17 protein-coding genes and 1 pseudogene are annotated in these 17,831 nt (G+C 64.4%); 13 read left to right on the forward strand and 5 right to left on the reverse strand.

Annotation, left to right across the window (positions count from 1 at the left end; all coding sequences use genetic code 11):
- Nucleotides 1-6 precede the first annotated feature (6 nt).
- The 3 genes from ASC45_RS06020 to ASC45_RS06030 all read left to right on the forward strand — a co-directional run bounded on the left by ASC45_RS06020 (nt 7) and on the right by ASC45_RS06030 (nt 4,016).
- Complete coding sequence (locus tag ASC45_RS06020; RefSeq protein ID WP_055450111.1) at nt 7-2,553, forward strand: DNA topoisomerase III; 2,547 nt, start codon at nt 7-9, stop codon at nt 2,551-2,553.
- An 85-nt stretch (nt 2,554-2,638) separates the two neighbouring features.
- A complete protein-coding gene (locus tag ASC45_RS06025) occupies nt 2,639-3,259 on the forward strand; it encodes a DUF3617 domain-containing protein (protein WP_167344841.1) in 621 nt (206 codons plus the stop codon).
- Between the two features lie 7 nt (nt 3,260-3,266).
- Nucleotides 3,267-4,016 carry a glycerophosphodiester phosphodiesterase family protein gene (locus tag ASC45_RS06030; RefSeq protein ID WP_055450113.1) on the forward strand — a complete coding sequence of 250 codons (750 nt, stop codon included), beginning with the start codon at nt 3,267-3,269 and terminating at the stop codon, nt 4,014-4,016.
- A 45-nt stretch (nt 4,017-4,061) separates the two neighbouring features.
- On the opposite strand, the gene ASC45_RS06035 is transcribed toward ASC45_RS06030, so the two are convergent.
- A complete protein-coding gene (locus ASC45_RS06035; protein ID WP_055450114.1) occupies nt 4,062-4,820 on the reverse strand; it encodes a 5'-methylthioadenosine/adenosylhomocysteine nucleosidase in 759 nt (252 codons plus the stop codon).
- Nucleotides 4,821-4,923: 103 nt separating this feature from the next.
- Between ASC45_RS06035 and ASC45_RS06040 the strand changes: the two genes are divergently transcribed.
- The 4 genes from ASC45_RS06040 (at nt 4,924) to ASC45_RS06055 (ending at nt 8,306) form a co-directional block, all read left to right on the forward strand.
- On the forward strand, nt 4,924-5,118 hold the full coding sequence (locus ASC45_RS06040) for a DUF3149 domain-containing protein (protein WP_055450115.1): 195 nt from the start codon (nt 4,924-4,926) through the stop codon (nt 5,116-5,118).
- Between the two features lie 176 nt (nt 5,119-5,294).
- Nucleotides 5,295-6,311 (forward strand): TRAP transporter substrate-binding protein, encoded by a 1,017-nt coding sequence (locus tag ASC45_RS06045; RefSeq protein ID WP_055450116.1) that lies wholly within the window; start codon nt 5,295-5,297, stop codon nt 6,309-6,311.
- 88 nt (nt 6,312-6,399) lie between these two features.
- Entirely contained in the window at nt 6,400-7,023 is a 624-nt protein-coding gene (locus ASC45_RS06050) for a TRAP transporter small permease (RefSeq protein WP_055450117.1), read from the forward strand.
- Nucleotides 7,020-8,306, forward strand: a complete 1,287-nt coding sequence (locus ASC45_RS06055; RefSeq protein ID WP_055450118.1) for a TRAP transporter large permease — start codon at nt 7,020-7,022, stop codon at nt 8,304-8,306. The genes ASC45_RS06050 and ASC45_RS06055 overlap by 4 nt, the downstream gene beginning before the upstream one ends.
- 35 nt (nt 8,307-8,341) lie before the next feature.
- On the opposite strand, the gene ASC45_RS06060 is transcribed toward ASC45_RS06055, so the two are convergent.
- From ASC45_RS06060 to ASC45_RS06070, 3 genes are all read right to left on the reverse strand, one after another.
- Nucleotides 8,342-8,617, reverse strand: a complete 276-nt coding sequence (locus ASC45_RS06060) for a hypothetical protein (protein ID WP_055450119.1) — start codon at nt 8,615-8,617, stop codon at nt 8,342-8,344.
- A 91-nt stretch (nt 8,618-8,708) separates the two neighbouring features.
- Nucleotides 8,709-10,094 (reverse strand): hypothetical protein, encoded by a 1,386-nt coding sequence (locus ASC45_RS06065; RefSeq protein ID WP_055450120.1) that lies wholly within the window; start codon nt 10,092-10,094, stop codon nt 8,709-8,711.
- Between the two features lie 180 nt (nt 10,095-10,274).
- Complete coding sequence (locus tag ASC45_RS06070) at nt 10,275-10,547, reverse strand: acyl-CoA-binding protein (RefSeq protein WP_055450121.1); 273 nt, start codon at nt 10,545-10,547, stop codon at nt 10,275-10,277.
- 151 nt (nt 10,548-10,698) lie between these two features.
- On the opposite strand from ASC45_RS06070, the gene ASC45_RS06075 reads away from it, so the two are divergent.
- The 5 genes from ASC45_RS06075 (at nt 10,699) to eutC (ending at nt 17,106) form a co-directional block, all read left to right on the forward strand.
- Nucleotides 10,699-12,558, forward strand: coding sequence for an ABC transporter ATP-binding protein/permease (locus ASC45_RS06075; protein WP_055450122.1), 1,860 nt, complete (start codon nt 10,699-10,701; stop codon nt 12,556-12,558).
- 166 nt (nt 12,559-12,724) lie between these two features.
- On the forward strand, nt 12,725-13,030 hold the full coding sequence (locus tag ASC45_RS06080) for a hypothetical protein (RefSeq protein ID WP_425427605.1): 306 nt from the start codon (nt 12,725-12,727) through the stop codon (nt 13,028-13,030).
- Nucleotides 13,031-13,324: 294 nt separating this feature from the next.
- Nucleotides 13,325-14,749 (forward strand): ethanolamine permease, encoded by a 1,425-nt coding sequence (eat, locus tag ASC45_RS06085; protein ID WP_055450124.1) that lies wholly within the window; start codon nt 13,325-13,327, stop codon nt 14,747-14,749.
- Between the two features lie 60 nt (nt 14,750-14,809).
- The gene (locus ASC45_RS06090; protein ID WP_055450125.1) at nt 14,810-16,192 is read left to right on the forward strand and encodes an ethanolamine ammonia-lyase subunit EutB; all 1,383 of its coding nucleotides are present in this window, start codon (nt 14,810-14,812) and stop codon (nt 16,190-16,192) included.
- Nucleotides 16,186-17,106 carry an ethanolamine ammonia-lyase subunit EutC gene (gene eutC, locus ASC45_RS06095; RefSeq protein ID WP_072242988.1) on the forward strand — a complete coding sequence of 307 codons (921 nt, stop codon included), beginning with the start codon at nt 16,186-16,188 and terminating at the stop codon, nt 17,104-17,106. The genes ASC45_RS06090 and eutC overlap by 7 nt, the downstream gene beginning before the upstream one ends.
- On the opposite strand, the gene ASC45_RS06100 is transcribed toward eutC, so the two are convergent.
- Nucleotides 17,100-17,501, reverse strand: a complete 402-nt coding sequence (locus tag ASC45_RS06100; RefSeq protein WP_141655731.1) for a hypothetical protein — start codon at nt 17,499-17,501, stop codon at nt 17,100-17,102. The two genes, eutC and ASC45_RS06100, sit on opposite strands and share 7 nt — an antisense overlap.
- 165 nt (nt 17,502-17,666) lie before the next feature.
- Here ASC45_RS06100 and ASC45_RS06105 point away from each other — a divergent pair.
- Nucleotides 17,667-17,831: pseudogene (locus ASC45_RS06105) on the forward strand (IS21 family transposase); the annotation flags it as partial.

Consider the following 17,831-nt stretch of genomic DNA (forward strand, 5'->3'; position numbering starts at 1 on the left):
TTCCCCATGAGCAAAAGCGACGCTTTCACCAAGACTCTGGTCATCGCCGAGAAGCCCAGCGTGGCACAGGACATCGTGCGCGCTCTCACGCCGCAGTCGGGCAAGTTCGACAAGCACGACGAGTATTTCGAGAACGAGCAGTACGTCGTGACCTCGGCGGTCGGCCATCTGGTGGAGATCAAGGCGCCGGACGATTTCGAGGTCAAGCGCGGCAAGTGGAGCTTTGCGCATCTGCCGGTGATTCCGCCGCATTTCGATCTGAATCCCATCGACAAGACCAAGGGAAGGCTGGGTGCGGTGGTCAAGCAGATCAAGCGCAAGGATGTCGGCACCATCGTCAACGCGTGCGACGCGGGGCGCGAGGGTGAGCTGATCTTCCGCCTGATCCTGCAATACGCCGAGGGCAAGAAGCCGCTGGACAAGCCGGTGCGGCGGCTTTGGTTGCAGTCGATGACGCCGCAGGCCATCCGCGAGGGCTTCGAGCAACTGCGGGGCGACGCCGACATGCGCCCGCTGGCCGATGCCGCGCGCAGCCGCAGCGAGGCCGATTGGCTGGTGGGCATCAACGGCACGCGGGCGATGACCGCTTTCAACTCCAAGGACGGCGGCTTCTTCCTCACGCCGGTGGGACGGGTGCAGACGCCCACGCTGTCCATCGTGGTGGCGCGCGAAGAGCAGATCCGCAAACATGTGGCGCGCGATTATTTCGAGGTGCATGCCCAGTTCGCCGCGCCGGCGGGCGGCTATGCGGGCAAGTGGTTCGATCCGGCGTTCAAGAAGGGAGAGGATGCCGACGCCCGCGCCGACCGGCTCTGGGACAAGGCGCGTGCCGAGGCCATCGTGGCGGCGTGCGCCGGACAGGCGGCGGTGGTGCGCGACGAATCCAAACCGTCCACCCAGCTCTCGCCCGCGCTGTTCGACCTGACCTCGTTGCAGCGCGAGGCCAACGGGCGCTTCGGCTTTTCCGCCAAGACCACGCTGGCGCTGGCGCAGGCGCTGTATGAAAGGCACAAGGTGATGACCTACCCCCGGACGGACTCGCGCCATCTGCCCGAGGACTATCTCGCCGTGGCGCGGCAGACCGCGCAGGCCCTGGGCGAGGCGGGCGGCAGCATCGCGCCGCACGCCCGCCGTGCGCTCGAGGCCGACTACATCCGGCCGAACAAGCGGGTGTTCGACAACGCCAAGGTGTCCGATCACTTCGCCATCATCCCCACCACCCAGACGCCCGGCGCGCTGAGCGAGGCCGAGGCCAAGATCTACGACCTGGTGGCACGGCGGTTTCTGGCGGTGTTCTATCCGGCGGCGGAGTATCTGGTGACCACCCGCATCAGCACGGTCGCGCAGCACGCGTTCAAGACCGAGGGCAAGATTCTGGTCAAACCCGGCTGGCTGGAAATCTACGGCAAGGAAGAGCAGGGCGACGATGCCAATCTGCCGCCCGTGGCCGAGGGCGACGCTGTGCGGGCCGAGACGGTGGAGATCAAGGCGCTCAAGACCCGGCCGCCCGCGCGCTACACCGAAGCCACCTTGCTGGGCGCGATGGAAAACGCGGGCAAGCTGGTGGAAGACGAGGAACTGGCCGAGGCCATGTCGGGCAAGGGCCTGGGCACGCCGGCCACCCGGGCGGCCATCATCGAAGGCCTGCTCGGCGAGGCGTACATGCTGCGTGAGGGCCGTGAGCTGATTCCCACGGCCAAGGCCTTCCAGCTCATGACCCTATTGCGCGGCCTGCAGGTCGAGGAACTCACCAAGCCCGAACTCACCGGCGGCTGGGAACACAAGCTGGCGCAGATGGAGCGCGGGCTAATCACGCGCGAGCAGTTCATGCGCGAGATCGCGGGCATGACCGAGACCATCGTACGCCGCGCCAAGGAGTTCGACCGCGATACCGTGCCTGGCGACTACGCCACCTTGCAAACGCCTTGCCCGAACTGCGGCGGTGTGGTGAAGGAGAACTACCACCGCTTCGCCTGCACGCAGTGCGATTTTTCCATCGGCAAGCACCCGGGCGGGCGCAGTTTCGAGCTGGCCGAAGTGGAGCAACTGCTGCGCGACAAGCACCTGGGGCCGCTCACCGGGTTTCGCAGCAAGATGGGCCGGCCGTTCGCTGCCGAGCTCAAGCTGGCGCGCGAAGGCGGCCAAGGCCAATGGAAGCTGGAGTTCGATTTCGGCGACAGCGCCCCCGGCAGCGACGGGGGCGAAGCGCCCGACTTCAGCGCGCAACAGCCGCTGGGCGCCTGCCCCAAGTGCGGCGCCCGGGTGTTCGAGAGTGGCAGCAGCTATGTCTGCGAAAAGAGCGTGGGCCCTGCGCCGAGCTGCGACTTCCGCAGTGGCAAGATCATCCTGCAGCAGCCCATCGAGCCCGAGCAGATGCGCAAACTGCTGGAGGTCGGCCGCACCGACCTGCTCGACGGCTTCGTCTCGGCGCGCACCAAGCGCAAGTTCAAGGCGTTTCTGGTGAAACAGCCCGGCGGCAAGATCGGCTTCGAGTTCGAACCGCGAGCGGCCAAGCCCGCAGCGAAAAAGGCGGCGCGCAAGACGGCGGCCTGAGCCACCGTGATGACGCTGCGGGCGTCATAGACCTTCAATGTCCGATGGCTACAGTGACGCCTTTTCCAGTACAAGGGAGTGGGGGATGAAAGGGAAAGGGCTTTGGGCCAGTGCAGGGGTTGCGGCTTCGTTGCTGGTGACACAGGCCGTGCAGGCTATGACCCTGCCCGAGCCAGGGTTGTGGGAGGTGCGCTCGCAGACGCTGATCAACGATGTGGACATCGATGCGGCGTTGCGGCAGGAATTTCAAAAGCAGTTGCAGCAGTTGCCCGCGCAGGATCGCGCCGCGCTGGGGCCGGCGCTGCAGCATGCGATCGAAGCGATGTCGCCGGTGGAAAAAGAATGCATCACCAAAGAGGAGGTGCAGTCGCTGCGCGACCCTCAGGCCATGTTGGCCCAACTGCAAAAAGACAGCCCGGAATGCCGCTTCAAGCTCGATGCAGTCAAGGGCGACACCATCCAGTACAGCGGTCAGTGTGCTGCCGGAGAGGACGGCGGGTTTACTGGCGATGTGCATGGCGTGATGACCATGCATTCCAGCCGCTCCTGGTCGCAGAGCTTCGAGGGCGAAGGGCGTTTTGTCATTCCCGCAGGCGACATGAAAATACTCGGCCTCGATGCCAAAAAATTGCGGGGCAAGGTGCGAACGAAACTGACGGCCAGCGGGCGCTGGCTTGGCGCCCAGTGCGGGGCGGTCAAACCCTGAGGATGGCATGAACGATCTGTTTCCTCGCTGGATCGCCCACCGCGGCGGCGGCGACGCCGCGCCGGAGAACACCATGGCGGCGTTTCAGGCCGGATTGAAAGCTGGTTTCAAGGCCTTTGAATGCGATGTCAAGCGCAGCGCAGACGGTGTGCTCTGGCTCTTGCACGACGACACGCTCGACCGCACCACCGACGCCCGCGGTCCGGCTGCGCCCTGGCGCTGGGAAAACCTGCAATGCGTGGACGCTGGAAGCTGGCACAGCCCGCGCTACAAGGGCGAGCCTCCGGCCAGTCTCGATGACGTGCTGGCTTTCGCCGCGCAGCACCGTGTCTGGCTGAATCTGGAGATCAAGCCCAGCCCGTGTGACGATATCGGTACTGCCGAGGCGCTGGTTGCGCGGGTGGTGCAGTGGCGGACGCAGCACGCCGATGTGCCCGTGCCGCTGCTGTCGTCGTTCTCGCTGGCTGCGATGCAGGCCGCGCGTGCCGCGCTCGATACGCAGCGGTTTGACGTGCCTCTGGCTCTGCTGGTCGAGACCTACACCGAAGACGCGCTGCAGCAGGCGCTCGATCTGCGCGCCGAAGGGTTGCACACCGAGTGGCGGCAGATCACGCCCGAAGTCATCGCCGCGACGCATGCCGCGGGACTGCGGCTACGCGCCTATACGGTGAACACCCCAGAAGCCGCTGCGACCTTGCTGGCGGGAGGGGTGGATGGGGTGTTCACAGACCGGCTCGATCTTCCCACGCGGGTTTAGTGCGGTGTTCGGGTGCCTCCGCAACGGGACTGGTATGAGGGCTATTCAACCTGCGAGCATGGCGGCCAGCAACGCCGTGCTGTAGGCGCTGGCGACGGCTCGGATGAAGCGGCCGAAGTCGAGATGCGCGGTGTCGTCGGCGCGGTCTGATAGGGTGCGTACAAGGGCAAAGGGCACGCCGTAGTCGTGGCAGACCTGCGCCACCGCAGCTCCTTCCATCTCCACGGCCAGCGCGTCGGGCAGGGCAAGGCGCAGCGCATCGCTGCCTTCGCGGGTGGAGATGAAGCGGTCGCCGCTGACGATCAGGCCGCGATGCACCTGGGGCGCGTGCAGCTTGAATTCGTGCCGTGTCTGCGCGTCGAGCAGGGGCGGTGCGTGAGGCGAAAACAGCGCCTGCGCCGCTGCGTGGAGGCGATCGCTCAAGGCGCGGTCGGCGGCGAACAGCGCACGCCCGGTGTCGGGCACTTCGTATTGCGGGTAGAGCGGACGGGCGTCGAGATCGTGTTGCAGCAGGGTGTCGGCGATGACCACGTCGCCGACCCTCACGCCCTCGGCCAGCCCTCCGGCAACGCCGGTGAACAGCAGCGCGTCGCAGCCGAATTCGACGATCAGGCTGGTGGTGGTGGCCGCAGCCGCAACCTTGCCGATGCCGCAGAGCACCAGCGCCACCTCGTGGCCCCACAGGGTGCCCAGGGTGTAGTCACGGCTGCCGTGGCGCACCTTGCGCGGCCCTTGCAAAGCGGCGAGCAGACCCTCTTGTTCCTGTGCGATGGCGCTGACAATGCCAGTGCGCGTGGCACTCATGGCCTTGCCTCCATGCCCGCGGCTGTTTGTGCTGTATCAAAAGGTAAATATCTTGTGCAAGTATTCTGTCGCATCGTCACTGACTATCGAGGAGGAAGACATCATGGGGTCTGCATGGCAAGGATTGTTCGGCACGGATTATGGTCTGTTCAGCCTGATCGGCATTCTGTTCATGCTGGGCATGGGCGTGTTTTTCATCTGGTTCTTCACCCGCAAGATCCAGCAGAGCAGCGATGAGCATGCGCGCGAACTGCGCGCAGGTGGCGCCAAGCCACCGGTGAACAACGGTCACGCCTGAGTTCATCAGAACGCATCAGTACCCGCACGCCGCCTCGTGATGGCGGCGCTCTGCGGGCAAATCCCTATGTCTGTTTCTGAACGCCGCTGCGTTTGCTTGCGCCAGTGGCGTATGCTTTCGCCTGTTACAAAAAAGTACGTTTTCTCACATCACAACAAATCACCACGGAGATCGCCATGCAACGTCGTCAAGCCGTCATTGGTCTGGGTCTGGCTGCCGCCGGACTGGGTCTGAGCCCGCTCGTTTGGGCCCAGCAGCCCATCGTCATCAAGTTCAGCCACGTCGTGGCTCCCAACACGCCCAAGGGGCAGGCCGCCGAGCACTTCAAGAAGCTGGCCGAGGAGCGCACCAAGGGCCGGGTAAAGGTCGAGGTCTATCCCAACAGCCAGCTCTACAAAGACAAGGAAGAGATGGAGGCGCTGCAGCTCGGCTCGGTGCAGATGCTGGCGCCCTCACTGGCCAAGTTCGGGCCTCTGGGCGTCAAGGAGTTCGAGCTGTTCGACCTGCCCTACATCTTTGACAATTACGACGAGCTGCACAAGATCACGCTGGGGCCGATCGGTCAGGGTCTGCTGAAAAAGCTCGAATCCAAGGGCATTCTCGGCCTGGCTTACTGGGACAACGGCTTCAAGGACATGAGCGCCAACAAGCCGTTGAAGAACCCGGCCGATGCCAAGGGCCTGAAGATGCGCATTCAGTCGAGCAAGATCCTCGACATGGAAATGCGGGCCATCGGCGCCATTCCGCAGGTCATGGCGTTCTCCGAGGTGTATCAGGCGCTGCAGACCGGGGTGGTGGACGGCACCGAAAACCCGCCGTCCAACTTCTACACCCAGAAGTTCTACGAGGTGCAGAAGGCCATGACGCAGACCCAGCACGGCTATCTGGGCTATGCCGTCATCGTCAACCAGAAGTTCTGGGACGGCCTGCCCGCAGACATCCGCAAGATTCTCGATCAGGCCATGGTCGAGGCCACCGAGTTCGCCAACAAGGTGGCGAAGAAGGACAACGACGACGCCACCGAGGCCGTGCGCAAGTCGGGTAAGTGCGAGGTCATCGCGCTCACCCCAGCCGAACGTCTGGCCTGGAAAAAGGCGATGGTGCCGGTTTACAAGCAGGCCGAGTCGCGCGTGCCCAAGGCGCTGATGGACGAGGTGTTCAAGGCCACGGGCTTCGATCCCGCCAAGCTGTAACACGACGCCAGCTCGAAAAAGCCCGTGCCCGACCGGCATGGGCTTTTGTCGTTTCCGGGGCCGTGCCTCAATCTCACCGGAGCTTTTCATGCCCGCGCTCACCTTGCTCAACCGCCTGCTCGACCGACTGGAAGAGGTGTTGATCGCCTTTCTGATGGCCGCTGCCACGCTGCTCATCTTCGTCGCCGTCGTTCATCGCTATCTCGCCGGCGTGGCGATTCCCGGGCTTCAGGACTGGTTGCTTTCGCTCAATCTGAGTTGGGCGCAGGAGTTGTGCATTTACATGTTCGTCTGGATGGCGAAATTTGGTGCGGCTTATGGTGTGCGCACCGGCATCCACGTTGGGGTGGACGTGCTGGTCAACCGCCTGTCGCCGCGCAAGCAAAAGCCGGTGATCCTGTTCGGTCTGCTCGCCGGGGCGCTGTTCACCGGCGTGGTGGCGGCGATGGGTGCGAACTTTGTCTGGCATGTCGGCCATACCGACCAGACCTCGCCCGATCTCGAACTGCCGATGTGGTGGGTGTATCTGGCCATTCCGTTGGGCTCATCGTTGATGTGCTATCGCTTTTTGCAGGTGGCCTGGCGCTTTAATCGTGACGGTGAGTTGCCGCATCACGATCCGGGTGAGGTCGAGGGGCTGGACGAGCCCATGGATCTTCCGTCAGGTGCGGACAACATCCACCCCGTTCCCTCGGCTGGAGGTGTGCGATGAGCGCCCTGATCATTTTCGGCCTGCTGCTCGCCCTGATGCTCACGGGCATGCCCATCTCGATCGCACTGGGCCTGACGGTGCTCACCTTCCTGTTCACCATGACCGACGTGCCGGTTCAGGCGGTCGCGCTCAAGCTGTTTTCGGGGATCGAGAACTTCGAGATCATGGCCATTCCGTTCTTCATCCTGGCCGGCAACTTTCTGACGCACGGCGGGGTGGCGCGGCGCATGATCGCGTTTGCCAGCAGCCTGATCGGGCATTGGGCCGGCGGGCTGGGGCTGGCCGGCGTGCTGGCCTGCGCGCTGTTCGCCGCGGTGTCGGGTTCGAGCCCGGCCACCGTCGTGGCCATCGGCTCCATTCTGATGCCGGCCATGGTCAAGGCCGGGTTTCCTCCACGCTTCGGCGCGGGGGTCATCACCACGTCCGGAGCCCTGGGTATTCTCATTCCGCCATCCATCGTGATGGTGCTGTATTCCATCTCCACCAATTCGTCGGTGGGAGCGCTTTTCATGGCCGGTGTCGTGCCCGGCCTGATGCTGGCGACCCTGCTGGGCGTGACCACTTGGTGGCGCGCCTGGCGCGGCAACTACCCGCGCCAGCCCAAGGCGACATGGGCGCAGCGTCTGAAGGCGCTGCGCGATAGCTTCTGGGGACTGATGCTCATCGTCATCGTGCTGGGGGGCATCTACACCGGCTTGTTCACCCCCACGGAGGCAGCGGCGATGAGCGCGGTCTACGCCTTCATCATCGCCGTGTTCGTCTACAAAGACCTCAAGCTCAGCGACGTGCCGCGGGTGCTGCTGGCCTCGGCCAATATGAGCGCGATGCTGCTCTACATCATCACCAACGCCGTGCTGTTCTCGTTCCTGATGACCTCCGAGCATATTCCGCAGAACATGGCGCAATGGCTGCTGAATGCGGGGCTGGGGCCGATCGCCTTTCTGCTGCTGGTGAACGTGCTCCTGCTCGTGGCGGGCAATGTGATGGAGCCGTCGAGCATCGTGCTGATTCTGGCGCCCATTCTGTTTCCGGTGGCGATGCATCTGGGCATCGACCCGATTCACTTCGGCATCATCATGGTGGTGAACATGGAGGTAGGCATGTGTCATCCGCCGGTGGGGCTGAACCTCTATGTCGCCAGCGGCATCGCCAAAATGGGCATTACCGAGCTGACCATTGCGGTCTGGCCCTGGCTGCTGACCATGCTGGTGTTCCTCGGCCTGGTGACCTATATCCCGGCAATCAGCCTCGCGTTTCCGCGCTGGCTGGGCATGGTGAATTAATGCCGAGAACGCGCCTGGGCGCGTTCTCGGCCAGTTCAGGCAGTCTGGGTTTCGTCAGGCTGGCTGCAGGTCCATTTCTCGCCCATGTCGGAGGAGAGGTAGCCGACCAGACGGAAGTGCTCTTGCGTGGCGGTATCCGGCGTGGTGCGGTAGATGGCGATGCCGTAGGCGCCGCGCAACCGCGCATGCTCAGCCCTGGCCAGTGCCTCGACCACCGTCTGGCTGCCGATGGCGACGACATAGCTGTGCTGTTCGGCCTCGCCGTGATGGAAGGCCTGGGCGAAATAAATGGCGTTGGACTGCTCTTGCATGGCGATGCTCCGGCGTGGAGGCGATGAGGGTGCAGTTTAGGAGTCAGTCGGACTTGAGGATCGCTTTACGCGGCCCAGGTCCGACAGACTCCTAGATCGCCGTCCACAGATAAAGGTAGAGGGTATTGAGGTCGCTGGCGTTGGTGCCGGCACCGTCAAAATTGGTTCGGGCTCCAAGGTACTTGTTGAACATGGTGTACTGCAAGCCGATCCGAAGGTTTTTCTCGGGATTGACCCAACTCTTGCCGAATGGGTTCCAGTCCACCTCGAACACGGCGCCGCTGGTGTTGGGGCTGTTGGTGCGAGAGCTGTAGCCCGCACCGTAGACCGCGGCGTCCGACGAACCCGTGGTGCTGAATAGCCCGGCGGTCGCACCGTAGGTATTGTTCCACCAGTACGACACGTTGATGTTGGCGGTGTTCAGGGTGTTGGTGGCGTTGCTCGCGTTGCCCTGTTGCAGCGCCTGATTCAGGCTCTGTCGCTCGTGCATATAGATGGCATTGGCCGTGATGACATTGGGGCCGCCGTTCAGGAACTGGTAAGTGGCGTCCAGACCGATATCGCGGTAGTCGTCAGTGGGCAGGCCCGGAAGGCCGCTGGTGTTGATGCGGGCGTCAAAGCCGAGCAATCCAGCCTCGAACACATGCGGGCCGACCGTTTTGGAATACCACAGCCGCCAATAAGGCGCCTCGCCCTGCAAAGAGGCGTTGCCCGCGTGCAGCATGTTGGCCCAGTAGGTCGAAAGGTTGTGATACGCGCCTACCTCGGCATACCAGCTGTTGTCGATCAGGGTGTAAGCGGTGGCGCCGACCACGCTCTGCCCCAGGTTGTAGACGATCGGCGTGACCGGCGGACCGCTGGTGCCGAAAGGCGGCGCCATATAGCTGTACTGCCAGGCCGGGGTCGTGTTCCAGACGTCCGACAAGGTGGGGTTGTTGTTCAGGCTCATGCCGAACAGACCGCTGGTCGAGCCCAATGAGTAGCCATGGGCATAGCGCAGTTCGGTGTTGTCCCAGGCCAGGTTTTGCGAGCCGGGGTCGGAGTAGGTGGCCTGCCCCAGCATGCCCAGATGATCGGTGATGCGCCCGGCCAGGAAGACCGAGGCCTGCTGCAGGGCGGTGAAGTTGTCGTTGGCGCTGAAGCCAGCAGGCGGCGGATTCTGGTCCGTGGCGGTATGGGTGTACGAAGCCACCAGCATGGCCGACAGCGGAAGATGCTTCTTGCCGTCGCTCAGGGTGTAGCCGTCGAGCTTGAAAGCGCGGCCGAAGGGCGTGAGCTGCGGCCCGAAGCCCCCGACGTGGCAGGCGATGCAGTCTTGTCCGGTCTGGCGCGCGAACGCTGGTACGGCCTGGGCAGGCGCGGCCCACAGGAGCACGGCCACCAGGCCGACAAGGCTGGCCACGCCTTGGCGCAACCGTGCGCGGAATGGGCGGAAGGGGGTTGAAAGCCGAGGGAGTGAACGTAAGGCGAGGAACATGATGACCTCCGTGTGGTTCCTTCCCGCGTGGCTCCGGGTTCAAGTGCGACAACTCGGCGCACAACGCGAGAAGGGTTTTGTGATGAGGTCATTCTGTTCCCATCACTCCAGCTCCCGTTGACACAAGTCAAAGACATCAAAATACTTGAATGTAATCGTGTGTAACGCTCGACGACCGGTTCAGCCCATGTCACCGATCGCATCGATATACCGTTGCATGGCCTGCGCGCGGGAGGTGCCCCGTAGCGCGGCCCAGGCGTCCCATTTGGCACGGGCGACGAAGTCGGTCATGCCCGGACGCTCGCCCGACACGTCGCCGCTGCTGCCTTGTTTGTAGAGGGCGTAAAGCTGCAAAAGGGTGAGGTTGTCGGGGCGGGTGCTGAGCGTTTTGGAGCGAGCCACGGCGGCGTCGAAGGCTGTCTGAAGGTCGGCGGATATCACGGCGCTGGTCATAAAAAAGCACGATCGTTCGGAAAATGGCCATGATAAGGGTTAAGACCGCCCTCAGTCAGCGCCGATAGGCTGGCAAGCCCATGCTGTCATCTTGGAGCGGGCCTGCAGGCACAATGCCGCAGCCGCGTGTCTTTCAGGAGCTTTTCGATCCATGCAGCCTCAAGCCTCTCCGCAGTCGTACCGCTTCGCCCTGCGCCATTTTTACGGTCTGGCCAAACCCTACCTGGTCTCGGAAGAAAAGAAGAAGGGCTGGGGTCTGCTGCTGCTGGTGCTGGCGATGAATCTGGCGCTGGTGTGGGTGAACGTCAAGCTCACGCAGTGGAACGGCGAGTTTTTCAATGCGCTGCAGGCCAAGAACTTCGGCGCGTTCAAGCAGTTGCTGCTGTTCTTCACCGCCTATGCCTTTCTTTACATCGCGCTTGCGGTGTATTCGCAATACTTTTTGCAGATGCTGCAGATCAGCTGGCGACGCTGGATGACCGAGGTGTTCCTCAAAGACTGGCTGGCAGGCGGCACGCACTACCGCATGTCGCTGCGGCAGGGCAACACCGACAACCCCGATCAGCGCATCGCCGACGACATCGGCGGTTTCATCAATGGCAGCCTGAATCTGTTTTTCGGCTTCGTCTCGTCGCTGGTGACGCTGTTTTCCTTCCTGTTCATGTTGTGGACGCTATCGGGTGCGGTCACGCTGATGGGCGTCACCATTCCCGGCTACATGGTGTGGGTGGCCATTCTGTATGCCGGGGTCGGCAGCGTGCTAGCGCATTGGGTGGGCAAGCCGTTGATCCGGCTGAACTTCTTTCAGCAGCGCTACGAGGCCGATTTTCGCTTCGGTCTGGCGCGCACCCGCGAGCACGACGAAGGCATCGCGCTCTACAACGGCGAGCAGCGCGAGCTGGCCGGGCACCGCGACCGCTTCGCCAACGTGTGGAGCAACTGGTGGGGCATCATGAAGCGGCAGAAGCTGTTCACCTGGTACAGCGCGTTCTACGGGCAACTGGCCATCATCTTCCCCATCCTCGTGGCCGCGCCGCGCTACTTTGCGGGGCAGATCCAGCTCGGCGGGCTGACGCAGACGGCGCAGGCCTTCGGCCAGGTGCAGGGCGCGCTGTCGTGGTTCATTGGGGCCTACACCAGCATCGCCGACTGGCGCGCCACGGTCGAGCGTTTGCAGACTTTCGTCGATGCCATGCAGCAGGCACAGATCCCGCCGCGCGAGCCGGTGCCGCCAACGCCTGCGGCTTTGCAGCCGGGTGGGGACATCGGCGCGGCCGGTGTGGTGCCGCTGCGCAGTGCGCGCGAATCGGTGGCGCTGGGCGATCTGCTGCTGCTCGCGCCCGACGGCAGACCGCTGCTGCAATGCGCGGGTGAGCACATCAGCCGAGGCCAGCACACCCTGTTCACCGGGCCGTCGGGAAGCGGCAAGAGCACGCTGGTGCGCTGGCTCGCCGGCATCTGGCCCTATGCGCTCAACGCGGCCCATGCGCATGCGCCGTCGGGGCGCACCCTGTTTCTGCCGCAAAAGCCCTATCTGCCCCTGGGCACCCTCAAGCAGGCGCTGACCTATCCGCAAAACCCCGGTGATTTCAGCGCGGCACAAATCAGCGATGCCTTGCAGCTTGCTCGCGTGCCCTATCTGGAAGCGGCGCTGGAGCAGACCGACACCTGGATGCAGCGCCTCTCTCCCGGCGAACAGCAGCGCTTGGCCGTGGCGCGCGCGCTATTGATCGCCCCCGACTGGCTTTTCATGGATGAAGCCACCAGTGCCCTCGACGCGCCCACCGAGCGTGCGATGTACGCCCTGTTGCGCCAGCGCCTGCCCGACACTACTCTGGTCAGTGTGGCGCATCGTGCCGGGGTGATCGACTTTCATGTGCAAATCTATGCGGTTGAGGTCGATGCCACCGGTCAGGGTCCGGCGCGCATGCACAGGCGCGAGGCCGATCTCGCACGCAAGGCCGCGCTGGGAGAGGGTGGCATCGGGGATGCGCCAGCCTTTGCATCCTGACATCCCGCGCGTGCCGAAAAAAAGCCGCGCTGTCACGGATTTGAGGTCTGAAGCGTTAGAACACCATTCAGGCTACCCATTCGAGGGCTGTTCCATGCGCCTTGCACATACCGTTTTTCGTCCCGCAGTCCTTCGGCGAAGCCTTGCAACCATCGCCTTGCCGACATTGGCAGCATTGGGTCTCGTCGGTTGCGTGGTAGCCCCGGTGCCACCGGCACAGTATGGCTACGGGGCGCCCGCCTACGACGTGGTCAACGTGCCGCCGCCTGCGCCGCAATACGAGGTGGTCGGCGTGGCGCCCTATCCCGGCGCGATCTGGATCAGCGGCTACTGGGGCTGGGTGAGTGGCCGCTACGTATGGAACCGGGGCTACTGGCACGCCCCGCGCCCCGGCTACCACTGGGTGCCGCATAGATGGGTACCGCAAGGCGGCGGCTGGCGGGCACAGGGCGGGCGCTGGGAACGGCGCTGAGGCGAGAGCGAGGCCTTTGCGTACTCAGTTGGTGCGCGCAAAGGCCGCCGAGCGTGGCATCCCCCCTGGCCACCCTGGAGTCGGTGCCTGGTTTGGAACTTGCTCAGGGCAACACTGAACAAGTCCCTTGCGCGCCGCACATCCGGCCAACGGGCGGTCTGCGGCGTTGCACATCCTCGCCATAGCGACGGCTATGGCTGTGGTGTGCGCCTTGTATCCCATCCCGTAACCCGGCGCGCAGCATCACAAGGACTGATTCAGTATTGCCTTAGTTCACAACCAGGGAGGGTCCGCATGTCCAGTGTTTCGACCGGAGGCCAGGTTGGCTCCGCATCTGCTTCTCAACTCCCCCGTGCCGTTAGCACGCTCCAGCTTTGGGCCATCGCCGTGGGTCTGGTGATCTCCGGCGAATACTTCGGCTGGAGCTACGGCTGGGCCTCGGCGGGCACGCTGGGGTTTCTTGTCGCCACGCTGTTTGTCGCGGTGATGTACACCACCTTCATCTTCAGTTTCACCGAGCTGACTTCCAGCATTCCGCACGCCGGGGGACCCTTTGCCTACAGCTTTCACGCCTTCGGGCCGACTGGGGGTTATCTGGCGGGCATGGCCACGCTGATTGAATTCGTGTTCGCACCGCCAGCCATCGCGCTGGCGATTGGCGCTTATCTGAACGTGCAGTTTCCGGCGCTCGATCCCAAGCTTGCGGCGGTCGGCGCGTTTGCCGTGTTCATGACCCTGAACATCTTGGGCGTGCGCATTGCTGCGACCTTCGAGCTGTTCATCACCCTGCTGGCGATTTTTGAGTTGCTGGTGTTCATGGGCGTAGTGTCTCCAGGCTTCTCGGTAGCGAACTTCGTCAAGGGCGGATGGGCTGGGCAGGATCACTTTTCCCTTGCCGCCATTCCCGGCATTTTTGCGGCGATACCGTTTGCCATCTGGTTCTTCCTCGCCATCGAAGGCGTGGCCATGGCGGCGGAAGAAACGAAAAATCCGAAGCGCGCCATTCCCATCGCCTACATCGGCGGCATTCTCACCTTGGTCGCGCTGGCGCTGGGGGTCATGCTGTTCGCGGGCGGGGCAGGCGACTGGACCAAGCTGTCCAACATCAACGACCCGCTGCCACAGGCGATGAAAATGATCGTGGGCGAGCACAGCGGTTGGCTGCACATGCTGGTGTGGCTGGGTTTGTTCGGCCTGATCGCCTCGTTCCACGGCATCATACTGGGCTATTCCCGGCAGATTTTTGCGCAAGCCCGTGCCGGCTATCTGCCGCTCTGGCTGGCGGCGTTGCACCCGCGGTTCAAGACGCCGCACCGCGCCATTCTGGCGGGCGGCGTGATTGGCATTGCCGCGATTTTCAGCGACCAGTTGCTGCAATTCGGGGGGCAGAGTCTGACGGCCAATATCGTCACCATGTCGGTCTTCGGCGCGCTGCTCATGTACATTCTCAGCATGGCTGGCCTGCTGCGTCTGCGGGCGAAGGAGCCGGGACTGGCGCGCAGCTACAAAGTGCCGTTCTATCCCCTGTTTCCGCTCGTGGCCTTGCTGGGCGCGCTGATTTCCCTGGGAGCGATGGTCTGGTTCAACCCCTTGCTGGCTGCCGTGTTCTGCGGCATTCTGGCCGCAGGCTATGGTTATTTCCGCCTCACGGCCAGCCGTCGCCAGCATGCCGCATCGGACGTCTTGATCCAGCCTGCCGCGGCGTCGGCGGGGTCCTGAGAGGCTGAGTCAATGGGGGCGGCAAACCGCCTCTTTTGCGGCTGTTCCAAACTTGATCCGATGGCCTATAACCACACCGTCGGCGCCGTGCGCCATGTGTTTGCTGATCTCAAGACCCTGCTCGCCCGCGCCACGCCGCTGCGCTCGGGAGACGAGCTGGCGGGCGTGGCGGCGCGCAGCGCAGAAGAACGCATGGCCGCCCGCATGGCGCTGGCCGAGGTGCCACTGAGCACTTTTCTGCGCGAGGCCGTGGTGCCTGACGAGAGCGACGAGGTCACGCGCCTGATCGCCGACCGACACGACGCCGCCGCCTTCGCCCCGGTCGCGCACCTCACCGTGGGTGATTTCCGCGACTGGCTGCTGTCGGATGCGGCCGACACCCAGGCGCTCACCCTTCTCGCCCCCGGCCTCACGCCGGAGATGGTGGCCGCAGTGAGCAAGCTCATGCGCAATCAGGACCTGATTCTGGTGGCGCAGAAATGTCGGGTCATCAGCCGTTTCCGCAACACTCTGGGGCTGCCCGGACGCATGGCCGTGCGGCTGCAGCCCAACCATCCCACCGACGACACCGCGGGCATCGCCGCGTCCATCATCGACGGTTTGATGTACGGCAGCGGCGACGCGGTCATCGGCATCAATCCCGCGTCCGACAGTCTGTCGGCCATGGGCGCTTTGCTGCGCCTGATCGACGAGCTGCGCCAGCGCTACGCCGTGCCCACGCAAAGCTGCGTGCTGACTCATGTCACCAACACCCTGCGGCTCATCGATCAGGGCGCGCCGGTCGATCTGGTGTTTCAGTCGGTCGCGGGCACGCAGCAGGCCAACGCCAGCTTCGGCATCGACCTCGCCGTGCTGCGCGAAGCCCACGCCGCGGCCCTCAGCCTGAACCGCGGCACCGTGGGCGACAACGTCATGTACTTCGAAACCGGCCAGGGCAGCGCGCTATCCGCCGGGGCGCATCACGGCGTCGATCAGCAGACGCTCGAAGCCCGCGCCTATGCCGTGGCGCGCGAGTTCCGTCCGTTGCTGGTCAACACCGTGGTCGGCTTCATCGGCCCCGAATATCTGTACGACGGCAAGCAGATCATCCGCGCGGGGCTCGAAGACCACTTCTGCGGCAAACTGCTCGGCCTGCCCATGGGCTGCGACATCTGCTACACCAACCACGCCGAGGCCGATCAGGACGATATGGACACCCTGCTGACCCTGTTGAGTGTGGCCGGTGTGCACTTCATCATGGGCGTGCCCGGCGCCGACGACATCATGCTGAACTACCAGAGCACCTCGTTTCACGATGCCCTCTATGTGCGTCAGGTGCTGGGCAAGCGCCGCGCGCCCGAGTTCGAGGACTGGCTGGTGGGCATGGGCATCGCCGATACGCAGGGCCGCATCGCCCCGCCCCGCGCCGGACAGCCCCTGCTCGAATTTGCCAACCCATGGTGAATGCGATGAATGCCAACCCGCGTCCCGCGCCGCTTCAGGCGCACGAAGCCGACACCGCTGTAGCCGTCACGGTTGCCCCGCCTGCCAGTGCGCAGCAGGCCGACCCCTGGGAGACACTGCGCCGCTTCACCTGTGCCCGCATCGCCCTGGGCCGCAGCGGCGGCAGCCTGCCCACCCGCGCGCTGCTCGACTTCGGCCAGGCCCACGCCCAGGCGCGCGACGCCGTGCACACGCCGCTGGACACCCAGACCTTGCAGGCCGCGCTGGTCGCCGCGGGCTTCGGCATGCCTGTGCTGGTGCACAGTGCAGCGGGCGATCGCGCCACCTACCTGCGCCGCCCCGATCTCGGCCGCCAGCTCGCCCTCGCCAGCCGTGCGGCACTGGCCGATCTGCATGCCGAGGCCTGCGATGTGCTGTTTGTGATTGCCGACGGTCTTTCCGCCCGCGCCGCGCAAACCCATGCGGTGCCTCTGCTGGAGCAGACGCGGCAGCGTCTGCCTGCGCAATGGCGCATCGGCCCGGTGCTCATCGCCACGCAGGCGCGTGTGGCGCTGGGCGATCACATCGGCGCGCTGCTGCATGCGCAGCAGGTGGTGGTGTGCATCGGCGAGCGCCCTGGTTTGAGCTCTCCCGACAGTCTGGGCCTCTATCTCACCCACGCCCCGCGCGTTGGCCTGACCGACGCCGACCGCAACTGCATCTCCAACGTCCGGCCCGAAGGCCTGCCCTATGCGAAGGCGGCACACAAGCTGGCGTATCTGCTGGCCGGGGCGCGGCGACTCGGCCAGTCCGGCGTGGGGCTGAAGGATGACAGCGACGACCGCTCCGAAGGGGGTCTGCCGCACGACGCGGATGCATACCGCACCGTCAGCGGCGAATGTCCAGCAGGCGAGGTGTCATCAAGCGATCAGTAGGAACCCGGCGGCGCCTCATAGCCACGCCACCGGGCTCGGGCCGCCGCAATGGCGCGCCCCACGGGCGCCTTGAAGGCATCGCGCCAGGGCGATAGGCCAGGTCCTACGGGGGACAGACCCAACTGGCGCAGTACGCGGTTGCACTGATGCACCCGGGCATGATGGCGGGTGAGTGCGGTGTAGAAGACCACGCCGATCGAGATGGATACGCCGTCTCCTGGACGCACCCAGTCCGTGGTTGTGCGCGTCATGTGGGGGGACGTCGCGGGGAAGTAGACCCCATCTCCCGCAGCCACTTCGAAATCCGTGCCTCGGTCACGCAGGCGCTCGTCCAGCCGGACTTTTTCGAGCGAACCGTGCACGATGAAGTTTTCCACCTCCCGCGCGGCGACCACGTCGCGGCCCCGATGGCCACCCAAACTCCCCCACGTTTGGCCACCTAAATTCCCCCACCCTGGCCGCGGCGCGATGAGGCGCTGACGGGTCGGCGCGTGCCGGCAGCCAGAGGTCTGGCAGGACGTTACCTTCCCCTCCCTCAACGACGAGGGAGAGGCACGGGAGTGAACGTCTTGAAGCCGCATTTGCAAACCACTATCTGGACGCTGCTCAAGGGCAGTGCCAGCCAGCGAGAGATCGCCCGGGTGACCGGCATCGATCGCAAGACGATCCGCGCCTATGCGCGGCGTTTTGCCGAGGAGCAGGCAAACTCCCCCGGGGTGGCCACC

The sequence above is a fragment of the Thiomonas bhubaneswarensis genome, assembly GCF_001418255.1.
In the GTDB taxonomy this organism is placed as follows: Bacteria; Pseudomonadota; Gammaproteobacteria; order Burkholderiales; family Burkholderiaceae_C; genus Thiomonas; species Thiomonas bhubaneswarensis.

What these genes read in the sequence shown, in the direction of transcription:
- ASC45_RS06035 (WP_055450114.1), bottom strand. Translation starts at nt 4,820, where the DNA reads ATGAGTGCCACGCGCACTGGCATTGTCAGCGCCATCGCACAGGAACAA.
- ASC45_RS06050 (WP_055450117.1), top strand. Translation starts at nt 6,400, where the DNA reads ATGCCCGCGCTCACCTTGCTCAACCGCCTGCTCGACCGACTGGAAGAG.
- ASC45_RS06030 (WP_055450113.1), top strand. Translation starts at nt 3,267, where the DNA reads ATGAACGATCTGTTTCCTCGCTGGATCGCCCACCGCGGCGGCGGCGAC.
- ASC45_RS06090 (WP_055450125.1), top strand. Translation starts at nt 14,810, where the DNA reads ATGGCCTATAACCACACCGTCGGCGCCGTGCGCCATGTGTTTGCTGAT.
- eutC (WP_072242988.1), top strand. Translation starts at nt 16,186, where the DNA reads ATGGTGAATGCGATGAATGCCAACCCGCGTCCCGCGCCGCTTCAGGCG.
- ASC45_RS06070 (WP_055450121.1), bottom strand. Translation starts at nt 10,547, where the DNA reads ATGACCAGCGCCGTGATATCCGCCGACCTTCAGACAGCCTTCGACGCC.
- ASC45_RS06045 (WP_055450116.1), top strand. Translation starts at nt 5,295, where the DNA reads ATGCAACGTCGTCAAGCCGTCATTGGTCTGGGTCTGGCTGCCGCCGGA.
- ASC45_RS06060 (WP_055450119.1), bottom strand. Translation starts at nt 8,617, where the DNA reads ATGCAAGAGCAGTCCAACGCCATTTATTTCGCCCAGGCCTTCCATCAC.
- ASC45_RS06020 (WP_055450111.1), top strand. Translation starts at nt 7, where the DNA reads ATGAGCAAAAGCGACGCTTTCACCAAGACTCTGGTCATCGCCGAGAAG.
- ASC45_RS06075 (WP_055450122.1), top strand. Translation starts at nt 10,699, where the DNA reads ATGCAGCCTCAAGCCTCTCCGCAGTCGTACCGCTTCGCCCTGCGCCAT.
- eat (WP_055450124.1), top strand. Translation starts at nt 13,325, where the DNA reads ATGTCCAGTGTTTCGACCGGAGGCCAGGTTGGCTCCGCATCTGCTTCT.
- ASC45_RS06065 (WP_055450120.1), bottom strand. Translation starts at nt 10,094, where the DNA reads ATGTTCCTCGCCTTACGTTCACTCCCTCGGCTTTCAACCCCCTTCCGC.
- ASC45_RS06025 (WP_167344841.1), top strand. Translation starts at nt 2,639, where the DNA reads ATGAAAGGGAAAGGGCTTTGGGCCAGTGCAGGGGTTGCGGCTTCGTTG.
- ASC45_RS06055 (WP_055450118.1), top strand. Translation starts at nt 7,020, where the DNA reads ATGAGCGCCCTGATCATTTTCGGCCTGCTGCTCGCCCTGATGCTCACG.
- ASC45_RS06040 (WP_055450115.1), top strand. Translation starts at nt 4,924, where the DNA reads ATGGGGTCTGCATGGCAAGGATTGTTCGGCACGGATTATGGTCTGTTC.